We start from the raw sequence: 14,225 nt of genomic DNA on the forward strand, positions 1-14,225 counted from the left end.
CGTTACTTGGCGACGGTTTGCGTGATGAAATGATTCCAGAACGGATTGGCGAAGATCAGGATCATCGAAACCACAAAGCAGTAGATGGCCGTGGACTCGATCATGGCCAGCCCCACGAACAAGGTGCGCGTGATGGTGGCGGAGGCGTCCGGCTGCTGAGCCAGCGAGGTGAGCGCGGTGGACACGGCCTTGCCTTCGGCAAAGGCCGGACCCATGCAGCCGAAGCTGGTGGTGAGCCCCGCAGTGATGATGGAGGCGATGGCGATGAGAGTGGTGTCATCCATGGTGTTTGAGTAGTTAGGTTTTGACGGGTTCCTTGGTTTCGTGAGTGCGCATCGCCGCGGCGATGTACACGGCGGCGAGAATGCTGAAAATGTAGGCCTGCACCATGCCCGTGAGCAGGCCCAGCAGGATCATCAGAATGGGAAAGAGGAAGGGGGTGATCGTCAGCAGGATGGCCAGGATCATCGCGCCGCTCATCATGTTGCCGAACAACCGGACGGCGAGCGCCAGTGTGCGCGAGACCTCGCTGATGAGATTAAACGGCAGCATGATGAACGTGGGCTCCAGATACGATTTCAGATAGCCGCCCACCCCTTGATCCGCGATGCCATACATCGGCACCGCAATCAGCACGCACACCGCCAGCGCCGCCGTGGTGGAAAGCGATCCCGTGGGTGGCTCATAGCCGGGAATGACCGTGCACAGAGCGGCGGTGGCCACGAACAGGAACAAGGTGCCGAGAAAGCCAATGAACTTCTCCGGCTGCCGCAGCCCCACGTCCTTGATCTGCTGCTGCATGGCCGTGACGATGATCTCCAGCAGATTCTGCCAGCGCGAGCGCTCATGCTCCGTGGTCAGATTGCGCGTGATGAGCTTCGCCCCCACCGCCAGCAGCAGCATGATGCCCCAGGTGAACACAATGGTGCCGTTCAGCTTGAACCAGCCGTGCTGCCAGAAAATCATTTCATCAGGACTCAGACGCATGACGCTTCTCCTTCTGTTGGTTGCGCGTCAGCCAGGTCACGGCCAGACGCGCGATGATGAAACCCATGAGGCAGGCCAGAAGGCGCTGCCATTGACCATTGGAGACAAGATAGAATCCAGCCACGACCACGCTCATGCGCAGCACCGCGCTGCCTAGAAACAGCAAGGCGGGCCGTGGCGAGCCCAGGCCTTTGCGAATCGTCCACCACAGGCCGCCAAAAAAGATCGCGCCAAGAATCAGTCCGGCGGCAAAGCTCAGCATCATGGGAAATGGGTCATTGCTCATTGTCTTCTTCCTCCTTTTTCTTCTGCTCCTCTCCCATGGCCTTGTCTTCCTTGTCGATCCAGTGCCAGGCGTTCACACATCCGAGCACCAGTCCGGCCACCAGCAGCGCCAGTGTCCATGAATGCGGGCCTGGGTAATGTTTGTCCAGCCACCTCCCGAGCGCTGCGCCCAGCAATGTTGGCACCACCACCGACCAGCCTACGAGGCCCATCATGCCCAGGCCAAACCATACCGGCGAGATGGAATGGCGCCGTGCCTTGAGCTTCCGCGTTGCCTTCGCTCCGACCTGCTCGGCCAGCGTAGGTTCGCCCTTGGCGTCGGCCACTGGAGGTTTCTCACGCATGCTTGAAATTGGCAAAACGCCGCAGGAATCCCGTTTCTAATTTCGCCATGACGGAGCGGGCGTTGCGCTCATCTTCATCCAGTTCCAAAAACTCCTGCTCCACCGAATCGCGCAGCCGCCCCAGATCTTTCCCTGACATCGCACGGCGCACAGACACCAGCACGTCAGGCCCGGTCTTCACCAGCACCCCCTCATCCACGGCCAGATAAACTTCACCCTCTGCCTCCGTCTCATAAACCAGGATGCCCGGCGACAACGCCGTGACGCAGTCCTGCCGCAGCGGGAGCAGCCCAAACGATCCCTCCCGAGTTTCGGCAACGATGCGCTTCACGCCGCTTTTGTCGGCGAAAATCTGGAATGGCAGCAGGACTTTCAGATTCATGCGGCGTGCTCGGGCTTCGCCTCCGGCTGAGTTTTGAGCTTCTCTTTTGCCTCATCGATCGAGCCAATCATGTAGAGCGCGCTCTCAGGGTACTCTTTGAACTCGTCATTCAAGATGCGCTCACAACCGTCCAGCGCATCTGCCAGGCTTACAAGCCTGCCCGTGTGGCCGGTGAACTGCTCGGTTGTGAAAAACGGCTGCGTCAGGAAACGCTCCAGCCGACGCGCACGCGCCACCACATTGCGATCTTCCGGGGAGAGCTGCTCCAGGCCCAGCATCGCGATGATGTCTTTCAGATCTGCGTACTGAGCGAGCGTGCGGCGGATCTCCTGCGCGAGCTGGTAGTGCCGCTCTCCCACGATGCCGGGCGTGGCCATCTTGGAACTCGACTGCAATGGGTCGATGGCCGGAAACAGCCCTTCGCTGGCTCGCTTGCGCGAAAGCACGACGGATGCGGAAAGATGCGAGAAGGTATGCACCGCCGCCGGATCGGTAAAGTCATCCGCAGGCACGTAAACGGCTTGGATTGATGTGATGGCACCCGTGTCCGTATTCGCGATGCGCTCCTCCAGTCCCGACAGCTCCGTGCCCATGGTGGGCTGGTAACCAAGACGCGAAGGCATCTGGCCCATCAGACCGGACACCTCCATGCCGGCCTGGATGAAGCGAAAAATGTTGTCCATGAGCAACAGTACATCCCTGTGCTCGTCATCACGGAAATACTCGGCCATCGTCAGCGCCGCATGGCCCACGCGGAAGCGGCTGCCCGGCGGCTCGTTCATCTGCCCGAACACCATCACCATGTTGGGCAGCACGCCGGCGTCCTTCATGTCGCGGTAGAGCTCCTCGCCTTCACGGCAGCGTTCGCCGATGCCGCAGAAGATGCTCACGCCTTCCTGATGACCGACCATGTTGTGGATCATTTCGGTGAGCAGCACCGTCTTGCCCACACCTGCTCCGCCAAAGAGCCCCGCCTTGCCGCCGCGCTCCAGCGGCACCAGCACATCGATCACCTTGATCCCGGTCTCAAAAATTTCGGACTTCGTGGAGCGCCGTGCCAGCGTAGGCGGTGCACGATGCACTGAACGCCACTGCACATCGGCCAGGGGGGCCTGGCGGTCGATCACATTGCCAAACACATCGAACATGCGCGACAGCAGGCCTTTGCCCACCGGTGCCTTCAGCGGCCCTCCCGTATCTTTCACCTCCATGCCGCGCGCCAGCCCCTGCGTCGGCGTCAGGGCGATGCCGCGCACATGCCGTGCGTCCCGCTGCATCAGCACTTCAATGATGATCTCTTCCTTGCCACCCGCATGCAGCACCGAATGAATCTGCGGCAGATGGTGCTCGAACCGCACGTCCACCACGCTCCCCCTCACCGAGACGACAACGCCCAGGTTCACTGACGCGGGTTCAACGTCGTGTTTTGATTGAAGGTCCAAGCTCAGCGCGCTCATCGTGTTCTTTGTTCCTCGTCTGAACGCCTAACATGTGGCCCGTGGGCGTGCATGCAATGGGGTGTCCTGCTCATTTCATGCCTGCAAGCTAGGCCTTCAGCCTATCCAATGCTCGTGTGCGCCAGTGTTCATTCATCTCCTGTCCACGCAGGTGCATGAAACGTGCCGCCCGTTCATGCCGTAGAGATCCAATGCGCCACGTTCTCCTATTCTTCGCCGCCTGTGTCTCCCTGCACGCCGCCACTCCCGCCAAGCTCGATTTCGGCCCCGTCCGTGAAGAGCATCTCATGATCCCGATGCGCGATGGCAAGCGCCTCTCGGCCTATGTGTTCTTCCCGCCGGGCGAGGGCAAATTTCCCGCCATCTTTGAGCAGCGCTATGCAGACATCAGCAGCGCCGGATCGCGCAAGGCTGCCGCCAAGTTCGCGGAAGGCGGCTTTGTAATCGCTCTCGTAAATTACCGCGGCACCCATGAGAGCGAAGGCGTTTATCGTGGCTACCGTGGCCTGCAATGGGGGCCGCTGCGCGATGGCTATGACGTGTGTGAGTGGCTGGCCGCCCAACCTTGGTGCACCGGCAAAATCGGCACCTATGGCGGCTCGCAGGCGGGTTATGCCCAGAACTACCTCGCCGTCACCCAACCGCCGCATCTCGTGGCGCAGTACATGACCGACACGGGCCTGAGCCTCTATCAGGAAGGCTACCGCATCGGCGGTGCTACCAAGCCGCAGCGCTTCATCAAGGGCGGCTCTGTGGCACGCGACATCAAGGACAACGAAGCCATGCTGCGTGAATGGGACCAGCACCCCGACTATGACGATTTCTGGAAGGACGAAGACGCCTCCCTGCATTTCGGCAAGATGAACTACCCCTGCTTCACCATCGGCAGCTGGTTTGATTTCATGTGCCAGGGCAGCGTGGCCAGCTTCATCGGGCGCAATCAGCATGGCGGCCCCAATTCACGCGGCCAGCAACAGCTCATCATCGGCCCATGGCTGCATGGCGGCTATCCAAAGTCGAACAAGATCGGCGACCTTCTCTTCCCCGAGAACGCCATGTTCGATGTCTATGCGCACATGACGAAGTGGTTCAATCATTACCTCAAAGGCGAAAACAACGGCGTCGAAAAGGATACCACCGTGAAATACTACGTGATGGGCGCCGTCGGTGAAGAAGGCGCTCCCGGCAATGTGTGGCGTGAGGAAAAAGACTTCCCGCCTGCCAGCAAGGCCGCCGACTGGTTCCTGCAATCCGACGGCAAACTCGCCGCCGCGAAACCCTCGAATGAGAAAGCCAGCACCTCGTATCTCAGCGATCCTGCGCATCCCATGAGCCTGCCTTACGCTGGCTTTCCCGGTGCCAAGGATGCGCGAGCCTTTGAAGAACAGGCCGAAGTGCGCACCTGGACCAGTGAGGTGCTGACCAAGCCGCTCGAAGTCACCGGACGCATCAAGGCCGAAGTCTTCGTGTCATCCACCGCCAAGGACACCGACTTCTTCCTGCGCGTGACCGATGTATATCCCGATGGCCGCTCCATCCTGCTCGTGGACTACCCGTTGCGCGCACGCTATCGCGAGGGCTTTGATCATCAGAAGCTGCTCGTGCCGGGTGAGGTCGCCAAGCTCTCCTGGGACATCGGCTGGACCAGCATCATCTTCAACAAAGGCCACCGCATCCGCATCACCATCGCCAGCACTGGTGCCCCCTATTATGAGCCGAATCCGCAGACCGGCGCCCCCATCAGCCATTTCATCACCGAACCCGGTGTGCCTGCCATCAACACCATCTGGCATGATGCCACACATGCCTCACGTGTGATTCTGCCGGTCCTCAAGTAATTCCCATTTCTCATGCAATCCCACCTCCAATCCATTTCACGCCGTTCCTTTCTGAGCACCGCACTCACCGCCGGTGCGGCTCTCTCCGTTCAGGCCAAAGATCAGGCACCCCTGATCGCCTACGTCGGCACCTTCACTTCACCGCTGCAAAACATGAAGGCCACCCAGGTGGATCTGCCACCGGGAAACGGCCAGGGCATCCATATCTTTGAAGTGAACCGCAGCACCGGTGCCATGACACCCTGCGGTCTGTACAAAACTGGCGTGAGTCCCAACTGCCTCACCTTCAATGCCGCCAGGACAGTCATGTATTCAACGAATGAAACCGACCATCAGGGTGACAACGAAGCAGGCTCCGTCAGCGCCTTTGCCATCAATCCCAAGGACGGTCAGCTGACGCTGATGAACACCGTCAGTTCCGGCGGCAAAGGACCCACCTATGTGAGCCTTCATCCCTCCGGACGCTTTCTGCTGGTGGCGAATTACTTTGGTGGCTCGATGTCCGTGCTTCCAATCAAGCCTGATGGTAGTCTGGGTGAAGCCACGGACTTCAAGCAGGATGCCGGAACCATCGGGCCGAAGAAAGCTACGAATGCACCTCCCGGCAGCTTCGCCTTCAGCGGCCATGATGGAACGCATTCGCACATGATCGCGTCTGATGCTTCAGGGCGCTTTGTGCTGTCTGTGGATCTCGGCCTGGATCAAATCCTCGTGTGGAAGTTTGACGACCAAAAAGGCACGCTCACGCCGAACGATCCTCCCCATGTCACCTTTCCTCCGGGAGATGGCCCACGCCACTTTGCCTTTCATCCCAACAACCGCTGGCTCTACTCCCTGCAGGAGGAGGGCTCCAACATCGTGCTGCTTGATTACGACCCTGAGAAAGGCCGCCTCACCTCACGCCAGACGATCTCAAGCCTGCCACCCGGATTTGCCGGCAGCAACTTCTGCTCCGAGATCCTCGTCTCTGCCGATGGCCGCTTCGTCTATGCCGGCAATCGTCTGCACGACAGCATCGGCATTTTTGCCGTCGGCAAAGACGGCACCCTCACCTTCGTCACCGAGGAGTGGACCCACGGCGACTACCCGCGCAGCTTCAACTTCGACCCCACCGGCGAGTTCTTCTACAGCCTCAACCAGCGCGGCGACAACGTCGCGGTGTTCCGCGTCGATCGCAAAACCGGTGCCTTAAACTTCACCGGCCACTACGCCGCCGTTGGCAATCCTTCGAGCATCGTGTTTCTGGATCTGGCAAAAGGCGGCTGATTCAGACAATCACGCTGCACCATCCTCGGCCACCGCACGTTCAATGCGGCGGTCGGGGATCAGCCACATGAGAGCCACGCAAACGTAAAGGCAGGCGGAAATCCACGAGTGGTAAAACGCGGCTGGAATGGCCGCGAGGTAGAACAAAGGCGACAGCTTGCCTTTGTAATCGTTTCCCAATGCTATGGCGAGTTTCGAGTTGCTGCCTTCATTCTTCAGGATGCAGTTTTGCAAAATGAAGTAGGCGATGGCAGCACAGAGCAGCACCCCGCCATACAGCGCTGTCGGCAGCGCAGCGATGTGGTTTTCCCCCATCCATCCTGTGGCAAAGGGAAACAGCGAGAGCCAGAAGAGCAGATGCAGATTCGCCCACATGATGGGGCCCGTGACCTTGCGGCAGGCCTTCAGCAGATGGTGGTGGTTGTTCCAATAAATGCCCACATAGATGAAACTCAGCACGTAGCTGAGAAACACCGGCAGCAGCGGCTTGAGCGCTTCCAGATCGGCGCCATGCGGCACCTTCAACTCCAGCACCATGATGGTGATGATGATGGCCAGCACGCCATCACTGAAAGCTTCAAGCCGGTTCGATTCCATGGGAATGTTTTACGCCAGTGATGGCACGCCAATGCTGACGTCCACCTCGGCATTGTAGTCCACGCCTTCCAGACCAAAGCCGAAGAGGCGCAGGAAACTGGTCTGGTAGCCTTCGAAATCTCCCAGCTCCGCGAGGTTCTCGGTGTTCACCTCGGCCCAGCGTTTGCCCACAAGCTCCTGCAGTGCAGGCTTCATTTCCCAGTCGTCCACGCGGATGCGTCCGGCTTCATCCGGCTGCGGATTGCCATTGTAGAGGCGCTCGCGGAAGAGGCGGTCCATCTGCTCGATGCAATCCTCATGCGTGCCTTCGGCCTTCATCGCCTTGTAGAGCAGCGAGATGTACAGCGGTACCACGGGAATCGCGGAGCTAGCCTGCGTGACGAGCGCCTTGTTCACCGAAACCCAGGCCTTGCCTTTGAGCGGGGCCAGCTTGCCGTCCAGCACGCGCTGCACGCGCTCCAGATCTTCCTTCGCACGACCGATGGTGCCGTTCTTGTAAATCGGCCAGGTCACTTCCGGCCCGATGTAGCTGTAAGCCACGGTCTGCACGCCTTCGGCGAGCACGCCGGCGCTTTGCAGCGCGTCGATCCACATCTCCCAGTCTTCACCGCCCATGACGGCCACGGTCTGAGCGATCTCGTCTTCATTCGCCGGGTCGATGGTCACTTCATTGACCACGCCGTTGCCGGTGTTGAGGTTTTTGTTGGTGTAGGAAGCAGAGCCGATCGGCTTGAGCACGGATTTGAAAACTTCGCCGGTTTTCGGATGCGTGCGGCGTGGTGAGGCGAGGCTGTAAATGACGCAGTCCACCTGCCCGAGATCCGCCTTGATGGCTTCGATGACCGTGGTCTTCATCGCATCGGAGAAGGCGTCACCATTGAAGGAGCGGGCATACAAACCGGCAGCCTTAGCTTCGTTTTCAAACGCGGCAGAGTTGTACCAGCCTGCGGTGCCACAGCGCTCAGCCTCACCCGGTTTTTCAAAAAACACGCCCATGGTGGCCGCACCCGAGCCAAAGGCCGCCGCAATGCGCGAGGACAGGCCGTAACCGGTTGAGGAGCCCACAACCAGCACCTTCTTCGGGCCATTGGCGATGGGGCCGCGCGACTTAACGACGGCGATCTGGTCAGCGATGTGTTTGGCACAGCCGGTCGGATGTGCGGTGGTGCAGATGAATCCGCGAATTTTAGGAGCGACGATCATAGTGGGATAAGTTCAGCGGTAGCAGTCGCGAGGGTGCTGGCAACTTGTTTTCCCGCCCCACCTCCGGCATTATGGCCTTATGCACCCCCCGTCATCCACACCCGAACAGCGCTTCTCCGACCGTGTGGAGAACTACGTGCGCTACCGTCCGAGCTACCCGCCGGAAATCATTCCGCTGCTGCAACGTGAGACAGGACTTATACCTCAACACGTGATCGCCGATGTGGGTTCGGGCACCGGCATTTCTGCAGAGCTCTTTTTGCGCGCTGGCAATGCCGTTTATGCCGTGGAGCCGAATCGCGAGATGCGTGAGGCCGCTGAGCGACTGCTTGCGCATTTTCCCAATTTCCACAGTGTGAGCGCCAGTGCGCAGGCCACCACGCTGGCGGAGCACAGTGTGGACTTCATCGTCGCAGCGCAGGCTTTTCATTGGTTCAACACGCCGGAGACCCGCTCGGAGTTCACCCGCATCCTCAAACCGGGCGGCTACGTCATGCTCATCTGGAATGAGCGCAGACTCGACTCCACGCCTTTCCTGCAAGCGTTCGAACAACTGCTCATCACTTTCGGCACGGACTACACGAAGGTTCGTCACGAAAACGTCACCACGGCGGCGCTCAGTGCATTCTTCCGCGTTGACTATGCCACGCACACCTTTGCCTATGAGCAGCGCTTTGATTTCGAAGGACTCAAGGGGCGCCTGCTTTCCAGTTCTTATGCACCGGCTGAGGGCCAGCCACGCCATGACGAGATGATCGCCGAACTGCGCCGCATCTTTGACGTTTATCAGGAGTCAGGCCAGGTCTGCTTTGAGTATGACACACGGGTGCACTTAGGGCGGTGATCACTTCACCCCACGCACTTCAAAGCCTTCGGCTTCCAGCACTGCTCTGACCTTGGCGGCTTGATCGCCTTGAATCTCGATGCGTTTGTCACGCACCGTGCCGCCACAGCCGCAGGCGGCGCGCACGCGTTTGGCGATCGTTTCGATGACGGAAAGCGGCAGGTGCGTGGCGAAGTCCTTGATCACAATGACGGTCTTACCACCGCGGTGCGCGGTTTCACGCTGGAGCACGACGCGCCCCATTTTCCAAAGGCGCTGCGGGGAAGTGGGGTCGGACTTGGGATCCATCATTGAAGCGGCCTAGCCCGCGCTGACGTCCTTGTTATAAAACACCTTCACGTACTTCATGCCCTTGTCGTCGTCGAAACCACGCTCAAGCTGAGGGTCGTTTTCGCTCTTGCCGGGCTTGAAGTGGATTTCGACGCCGGTGTCGAGCTTGAGGACGGCGGCGATGCGTTTTTTGGCCTTGGTGAGGTCCTTCTTGGAAATCTCGAAGTTGGTCTCCAGCGGCTGGCCTTGCTCTTCCTCCATGCGGGCGCGGTGTTCGTCGAACTTGGCGATGACGTCGGGGTTTTTGAGGACGGTTTGACCGAACTCTTCGAGGTCGAAATTTTCGCGGTCTTCGAAGTACTCGAGGGCGTCCTTGGCGGCGGTGGCGGTTTCCCAGGGCGGCGTGTCGTCATTGGCAGGCTGCTGCTCTTCGAGGAAGGACACGGCCATCTTGGCGTAGGCGTTGGTCAGGAAGGCGGCGTCAGGCACGGCCTCCACGCCGAGGAATTCGCGCACCCAGAAGCGGGTGTCGCCACCGCTGCGGTCGAAGGTGAGGACGTAGTAGCCTTTCTCCTCCCAGAAATTGAGGATGAGGCACCCTTTGTCGATCTTGTCGGGATTGATGCCGTGCTCGGTGCTGAGCTGGAGGTCACCGTTGCGCGGGGTGATGGTGAGGAAGGGCACGACGCTGTCGCTCTTCAGGATGCAGAGGCCGTTGACGAGCTCGCCCTCGATGTGGATTTCCTTGAGCAGGGAGATGCAAAGATCGCCGGCCTTGATGTTGGGATGATTGGACTTGGCGTAGAGGCGCTGGGCGATCTCAACGCCCTTGGCCAGCAGCTGATCCTCGTCTTCGAAGATGGCTTTGGCGCAATTGTTCACCTCATGCTGCTTGAGCGAGGCATGGTGGGTGAAGCGGTGGGCGATGCAGGCCTTGAAAGGCTTCAGGAACAGTGCGGTAAGAGCTTCCTGATCCCCCTCGGCGATCTGAAAAACCTCCTTGGAGGTTTGCAGCGGCTCCTCACGCAGAGGATTGCCGATCTTGGCGAGGACGACTTTGGTGGCGGTGGCGGTATTGAGACGAAGTTTGACGGACATGCGGGGCGCGGAGAGTAGAAAGGGAATGCGATTCGCAAAGGATTAAAGAAACCTGCCGATTAAAGAAACCTGCAGTTGAAATTTGAGGCCACTGCAAGCCTGCCAAAAGGGACAACCTTGGGCCATGACAGATGATTGAGGGTTTCCCCGATGCCACGAGCAGGGCGCAGCCGATTGCGGGGAATTTAGAAATGGTCAGAATGGCCGGAGCCACCCGCCAGTTTGCATTTCATTCACGTTTACCCCTCAAAGCCATGAATGCCCCTGTGTACACCCCATCAAGCGAGACCTCCAGTCAAGGCTCACATCCCTCCGACAAAGAAATCGCCCTGCTTGCCTTCAAGCATTGGAAGAAAGAGGGCTGCTCACATCTGCGACCCGAGCACTGGCTGAATGCAGAAAAAGAATTGATGTCCATTTATGCCGCCCAGGGGCCGGCCTTTGTTCCCGCCGAATCCGAGCGGCTGGAGGAATTTTGGGAGCAGGAGATGGAAGCCATCTCCTGCTATACCATGGACAATGAATTCTCACTCTCAACGAAAGGATGGTCATGAACGCAACTTACACAATCGAGGAAATGGCGGTGGAGCCTGCCCGCCCAGACCTGGCCACGGCTACGCGCACCGGGGACACGTCAGTCACGCAACGTCCGCGGGAAAGCGGCAGAATTTCGAGTTCTGAACTGGCCCAAAAGGTCTTGAGGCTGACCGGAAGCGTGCGCCTGGTCTCCCGGTCCGCCCATCACTGGCACCACTGCGGTATCAACGAATAAGGCGTGCCTAGGATGGCGGGAGGCCGGCATGAACAAATCCCTACCAGCAACCCGGCTTCTGGCCGGAGTTACGTTTTCCAGCACCTCCCGGTCTGGTCTGCTGAAGCAGGATGCCGCCCCGCTTCAGGCTCCGCCCAGGCCCATGCTGAAACCTCCGGCGGCCATGCTGCGCAGCGACGAGACCAGCCTCTGGATTGAGGAGCCGCTGCTCTACCACCGGGCGCGTTATGAACATCTGACGCGCCTCCTGCATGAAAAGTTCAACCATGCCTCCGCATTGGTGACCTGCATGGTTTTGATCGTGCTGGGGTGGCGGGCCGCAGGCGGTGAGTACGTTTCCCCCGAGCGCTGGCTGTGCGGCCTGCTGTCCGGCTGGTTTATTGTCTCGATGGGCTGGCTGGCGTTGTTCACCTGCCTGGCGGCCCCGCGTGGCATCTGCTATGCGCAGGGCCGGCTGAGCATCTCCGGCCTGGGCACTGTGAGGGCGGAGCAAATCCTGCACTGGTCATTGCAGCACGGGATCAAGATCAGCACCCATGCCAAACCCGGGGCACGACTGCAAATCTGCTGCCGCTGGTGCGGATGCGAACGGCACTGGACCATGCTGATGGAGGAAGGCCAGGAGACTGAGCGGTTGGAACGCCTGCTGGAAATACACCTGCCCAGCAGCAGCCATGCTTCCAATACAGCGCCCCTGCACCGTACGATTCAGATTGAAGACGGAATCCTGAGTCAGTAGGCTGCCCCCATGCCTCGTTCCTCCTCAAGGCAGTCCGAGCCGGATGGCCCCGCCCAGGCAAAACGCCGGAGCAGGGCTGTGCCCCGCACACGCGAGACTCAACCGGGAACACCGACAACGCCACGTGCCAGCACGCGGAACGATGGCAAACCCGCCGATCCGCGACCACAAAAAATGCCGAAGACGAAACCAACCCGCACGCAGCTCGAAGCGCGCAACGAAGTGCTGAGTGAGAGCGAAAGGAATTTCCGCCTGATCGAGGATGAACTGCACCGCGAGCGCGTCTTTCTGCGCCAGGTGATCGACGCGACCCCGAGCATGATCTTTGTGAAGGACAGTCAGGGGAAATTTTTGCTGGGCAACGCCGCACTCGCACGCAGCTGCGGCACCACGGCGGAGAAGCTTGCGGGAAAGACCGACGCTGACTTCAACCGCACGCCGGAGCAAATCGCGCATTTTCAGCAAATCGACCACGACGTCATGTCGAGTGGCAAGGCCCTGCAGATTCCTGAGGAAGAAATCACCCAGGCAGACGGGCAGGTGCGCTGGTTCAGCACGGGGAAGGTGCCTCTGTTCAACGAGGCCGGGGTTTGCGACAAGGTGCTGGGTGTGGCCACGGACATCACCGAACAACGGCAGACGAAGAAGGAGCTGGAGCAGCGTGTGGCAGAACGCACGGCGGAGCTGGTGTCCGCCAATGAGAAACTGACGGCGCAGATCGAGGAACGGAACAGGCTGGAAAACGCGCTGATCGACATCTCCGAACAGGAGCAGCGCCGGCTGGGACAGGATCTGCACGACGGGCTGTGCCAGTCGCTCTCCGGGCTGGCCTTGATGGCGCGGTCTCTGACGAAAACCCTGGAGGCGCAGGATCTCGCGGGGCCGGCGGCGGAGGCCGCACGGCTGGCGGCTTTGATCCATCAATCCGTGGAGGCCTCACGCGACATAGCCAAAGGACTGCACCCCGTGGTCATGGATGCCGAAGGCCTGGTCTCCGCCCTGCATGAACTGGCGGCGCGCAGCAACGGCAGCATCTCATGCCGGCTGCGCTGCGAGCGCATGATCCCCATCACGGACAACAGTGTGGCGCTGCATTTATATCGCATCGCCCAGGAGGCGGTGACCAATGCGCTGAAGCATTCGGGGGCGCGCTCGATCACCCTGAGCCTGAGGCTGCGGCATAATCTTCTTTCCTTGAGCGTGGCAGATGACGGGTGCGGCATGCCGGAGGTCATTCATGTGGGCGATGGCATGGGAGTGCGCCTGATGAAGTACCGTGCGGATGTGATCGGGGCGGATTTCAGCATCGGCAGACGCAAGAACCACGGGACGCGGGTATCCTGCGTGCTGCCAATGATTGCTGTCGGGCAGCAGTCACCGCCGGCATCCATCCAATCTCCTTCTTTGAACCCCGGATGAAAGCCTCTCCTTCCAAGCACCCCGTTCCTTTGGAAGTTTGCCGGCACCGCATTCTCATCGTGGATGATCATCCCATTTTCCGCAAAGGCATCGCGATGCTTCTCGATCATGAGGATGACATCATCATCTGTGGCGAGGCCGAGACAGCTACGGAAGCCCTGGGACTGGTGGAGCGCCATGAGTTCGACCTTGTGATCGCTGACATTTCCCTGAAGGACATCAATGGCATCGAGCTGGTGAAATCTCTCAAGGTGCTCAAACCCCACCTGCCGGTGCTGGTCCTGTCGATGCACGATGAATCTCTCTACGCCGAACGGGCGCTGCGCGCCGGAGCGCGGGGCTACCTGATGAAGCAGGCCCCGCCGGACCAGGTGGTGGCGGCCATCCGGCATGTGCTCAGTGGCGAATTGTATCTCAGCGCTGCGGCAAACCTGCTGATGCTGAACAGTTTTGTGACGGGCCGGGAGAGCAACAGCAAAAGCTCTGTGGAGAAGCTCAGCGACCGGGAGCTGGAGATTTTCGAACTCCTCGGGCAAGGCAGAGGCACGAGCATGATCGCCCATGATCTGCGGCTCAGCGTCAAGACCGTTGAGGCCCATAGGTCCCATATCAAAACGAAGCTCGGCATCCACACGGCCCCCGAACTGGTGCGTGCTGCGGTGGAATGGGTGACACGCCGCACCGAAGGCGGTGATTGAGCGCAGCCTGCCGCACTCCTCTGCTT

At 59.9% G+C, this 14,225-nt stretch carries 17 protein-coding genes; 7 read left to right on the top strand and 10 right to left on the bottom strand.

The window, feature by feature from the left end:
- Positions 1 to 2 precede the first annotated feature (2 nt).
- Genes AC3RLQ_RS14340 through atpD form a run of 6 tightly spaced genes read right to left on the bottom strand, consistent with a single transcriptional unit; the run spans position 3 to position 3,455 of the window.
- Positions 3 to 284, bottom strand: a complete 282-nt coding sequence (locus AC3RLQ_RS14340) for a F0F1 ATP synthase subunit C (protein WP_493038174.1) — start codon at positions 282 to 284, stop codon at positions 3 to 5.
- A gap of 13 nt (positions 285 to 297) precedes the next feature.
- Positions 298 to 987 (bottom strand): F0F1 ATP synthase subunit A, encoded by a 690-nt coding sequence (locus AC3RLQ_RS14345; protein WP_493038176.1) that lies wholly within the window; start codon positions 985 to 987, stop codon positions 298 to 300.
- The gene (locus AC3RLQ_RS14350) at positions 971 to 1,252 is read right to left on the bottom strand and encodes an N-ATPase subunit AtpR (protein ID WP_493038178.1); all 282 of its coding nucleotides are present in this window, start codon (positions 1,250 to 1,252) and stop codon (positions 971 to 973) included. Before AC3RLQ_RS14350 ends, AC3RLQ_RS14345 begins: the two co-directional genes overlap by 17 nt.
- A 10-nt stretch (positions 1,253 to 1,262) precedes the next feature.
- Positions 1,263 to 1,616 carry an AtpZ/AtpI family protein gene (locus AC3RLQ_RS14355; RefSeq protein ID WP_493038180.1) on the bottom strand — a complete coding sequence of 118 codons (354 nt, stop codon included), beginning with the start codon at positions 1,614 to 1,616 and terminating at the stop codon, positions 1,263 to 1,265.
- Positions 1,609 to 1,998: a F0F1 ATP synthase subunit epsilon gene (locus AC3RLQ_RS14360; RefSeq protein WP_493038182.1), complete on the bottom strand. Its 390-nt coding sequence runs from the start codon at positions 1,996 to 1,998 to the stop codon at positions 1,609 to 1,611. Before AC3RLQ_RS14360 ends, AC3RLQ_RS14355 begins: the two co-directional genes overlap by 8 nt.
- Positions 1,995 to 3,455, bottom strand: coding sequence for a F0F1 ATP synthase subunit beta (gene atpD / locus AC3RLQ_RS14365; protein ID WP_493038184.1), 1,461 nt, complete (start codon positions 3,453 to 3,455; stop codon positions 1,995 to 1,997). Before atpD ends, AC3RLQ_RS14360 begins: the two co-directional genes overlap by 4 nt.
- A 191-nt stretch (positions 3,456 to 3,646) precedes the next feature.
- Between atpD and AC3RLQ_RS14370 the strand changes: the two genes are divergently transcribed.
- Entirely contained in the window at positions 3,647 to 5,293 is a 1,647-nt protein-coding gene (locus AC3RLQ_RS14370; protein ID WP_493038186.1) for a CocE/NonD family hydrolase, read from the top strand.
- 12 nt (positions 5,294 to 5,305) lie between these two features.
- On the top strand, positions 5,306 to 6,559 hold the full coding sequence (locus AC3RLQ_RS14375) for a lactonase family protein (protein WP_493038188.1): 1,254 nt from the start codon (positions 5,306 to 5,308) through the stop codon (positions 6,557 to 6,559).
- Positions 6,560 to 6,568: 9 nt separating this feature from the next.
- Here the strand turns inward: AC3RLQ_RS14375 and AC3RLQ_RS14380 are convergent, their stop codons facing one another.
- A complete protein-coding gene (locus AC3RLQ_RS14380) occupies positions 6,569 to 7,156 on the bottom strand; it encodes a TMEM175 family protein (protein WP_422315551.1) in 588 nt (195 codons plus the stop codon).
- 9 nt (positions 7,157 to 7,165) lie between these two features.
- On the bottom strand, positions 7,166 to 8,359 hold the full coding sequence (gene fabV / locus AC3RLQ_RS14385; protein WP_461524030.1) for an enoyl-ACP reductase FabV: 1,194 nt from the start codon (positions 8,357 to 8,359) through the stop codon (positions 7,166 to 7,168).
- A gap of 79 nt (positions 8,360 to 8,438) precedes the next feature.
- On the opposite strand from fabV, the gene AC3RLQ_RS14390 reads away from it, so the two are divergent.
- Positions 8,439 to 9,203 carry a class I SAM-dependent methyltransferase gene (locus AC3RLQ_RS14390; protein WP_493038191.1) on the top strand — a complete coding sequence of 255 codons (765 nt, stop codon included), beginning with the start codon at positions 8,439 to 8,441 and terminating at the stop codon, positions 9,201 to 9,203.
- On the opposite strand, the gene AC3RLQ_RS14395 is transcribed toward AC3RLQ_RS14390, so the two are convergent.
- A complete protein-coding gene (locus AC3RLQ_RS14395; protein WP_493038193.1) occupies positions 9,204 to 9,494 on the bottom strand; it encodes a translation initiation factor in 291 nt (96 codons plus the stop codon). It abuts the gene before it with no gap.
- A 9-nt stretch (positions 9,495 to 9,503) separates the two neighbouring features.
- A complete protein-coding gene (locus AC3RLQ_RS14400) occupies positions 9,504 to 10,571 on the bottom strand; it encodes a nucleoid-associated protein (RefSeq protein ID WP_493038195.1) in 1,068 nt (355 codons plus the stop codon).
- A 200-nt stretch (positions 10,572 to 10,771) separates the two neighbouring features.
- On the opposite strand from AC3RLQ_RS14400, the gene AC3RLQ_RS14405 reads away from it, so the two are divergent.
- The 4 genes from AC3RLQ_RS14405 (at position 10,772) to AC3RLQ_RS14420 (ending at position 14,199) form a co-directional block, all read left to right on the top strand.
- On the top strand, positions 10,772 to 11,125 hold the full coding sequence (locus tag AC3RLQ_RS14405; RefSeq protein ID WP_493038197.1) for a DUF2934 domain-containing protein: 354 nt from the start codon (positions 10,772 to 10,774) through the stop codon (positions 11,123 to 11,125).
- 246 nt (positions 11,126 to 11,371) lie between these two features.
- The gene (locus tag AC3RLQ_RS14410; protein ID WP_493038199.1) at positions 11,372 to 12,082 is read left to right on the top strand and encodes a hypothetical protein; all 711 of its coding nucleotides are present in this window, start codon (positions 11,372 to 11,374) and stop codon (positions 12,080 to 12,082) included.
- A 9-nt stretch (positions 12,083 to 12,091) separates the two neighbouring features.
- Entirely contained in the window at positions 12,092 to 13,501 is a 1,410-nt protein-coding gene (locus AC3RLQ_RS14415; protein ID WP_493038201.1) for a PAS domain-containing sensor histidine kinase, read from the top strand.
- Positions 13,498 to 14,199, top strand: a complete 702-nt coding sequence (locus AC3RLQ_RS14420) for a response regulator transcription factor (RefSeq protein ID WP_493038203.1) — start codon at positions 13,498 to 13,500, stop codon at positions 14,197 to 14,199. The genes AC3RLQ_RS14415 and AC3RLQ_RS14420 overlap by 4 nt, the downstream gene beginning before the upstream one ends.
- Positions 14,200 to 14,225: the final 26 nt, after the last annotated feature.

This window comes from Prosthecobacter sp. GW821-HT29F12 (assembly GCF_058803405.1).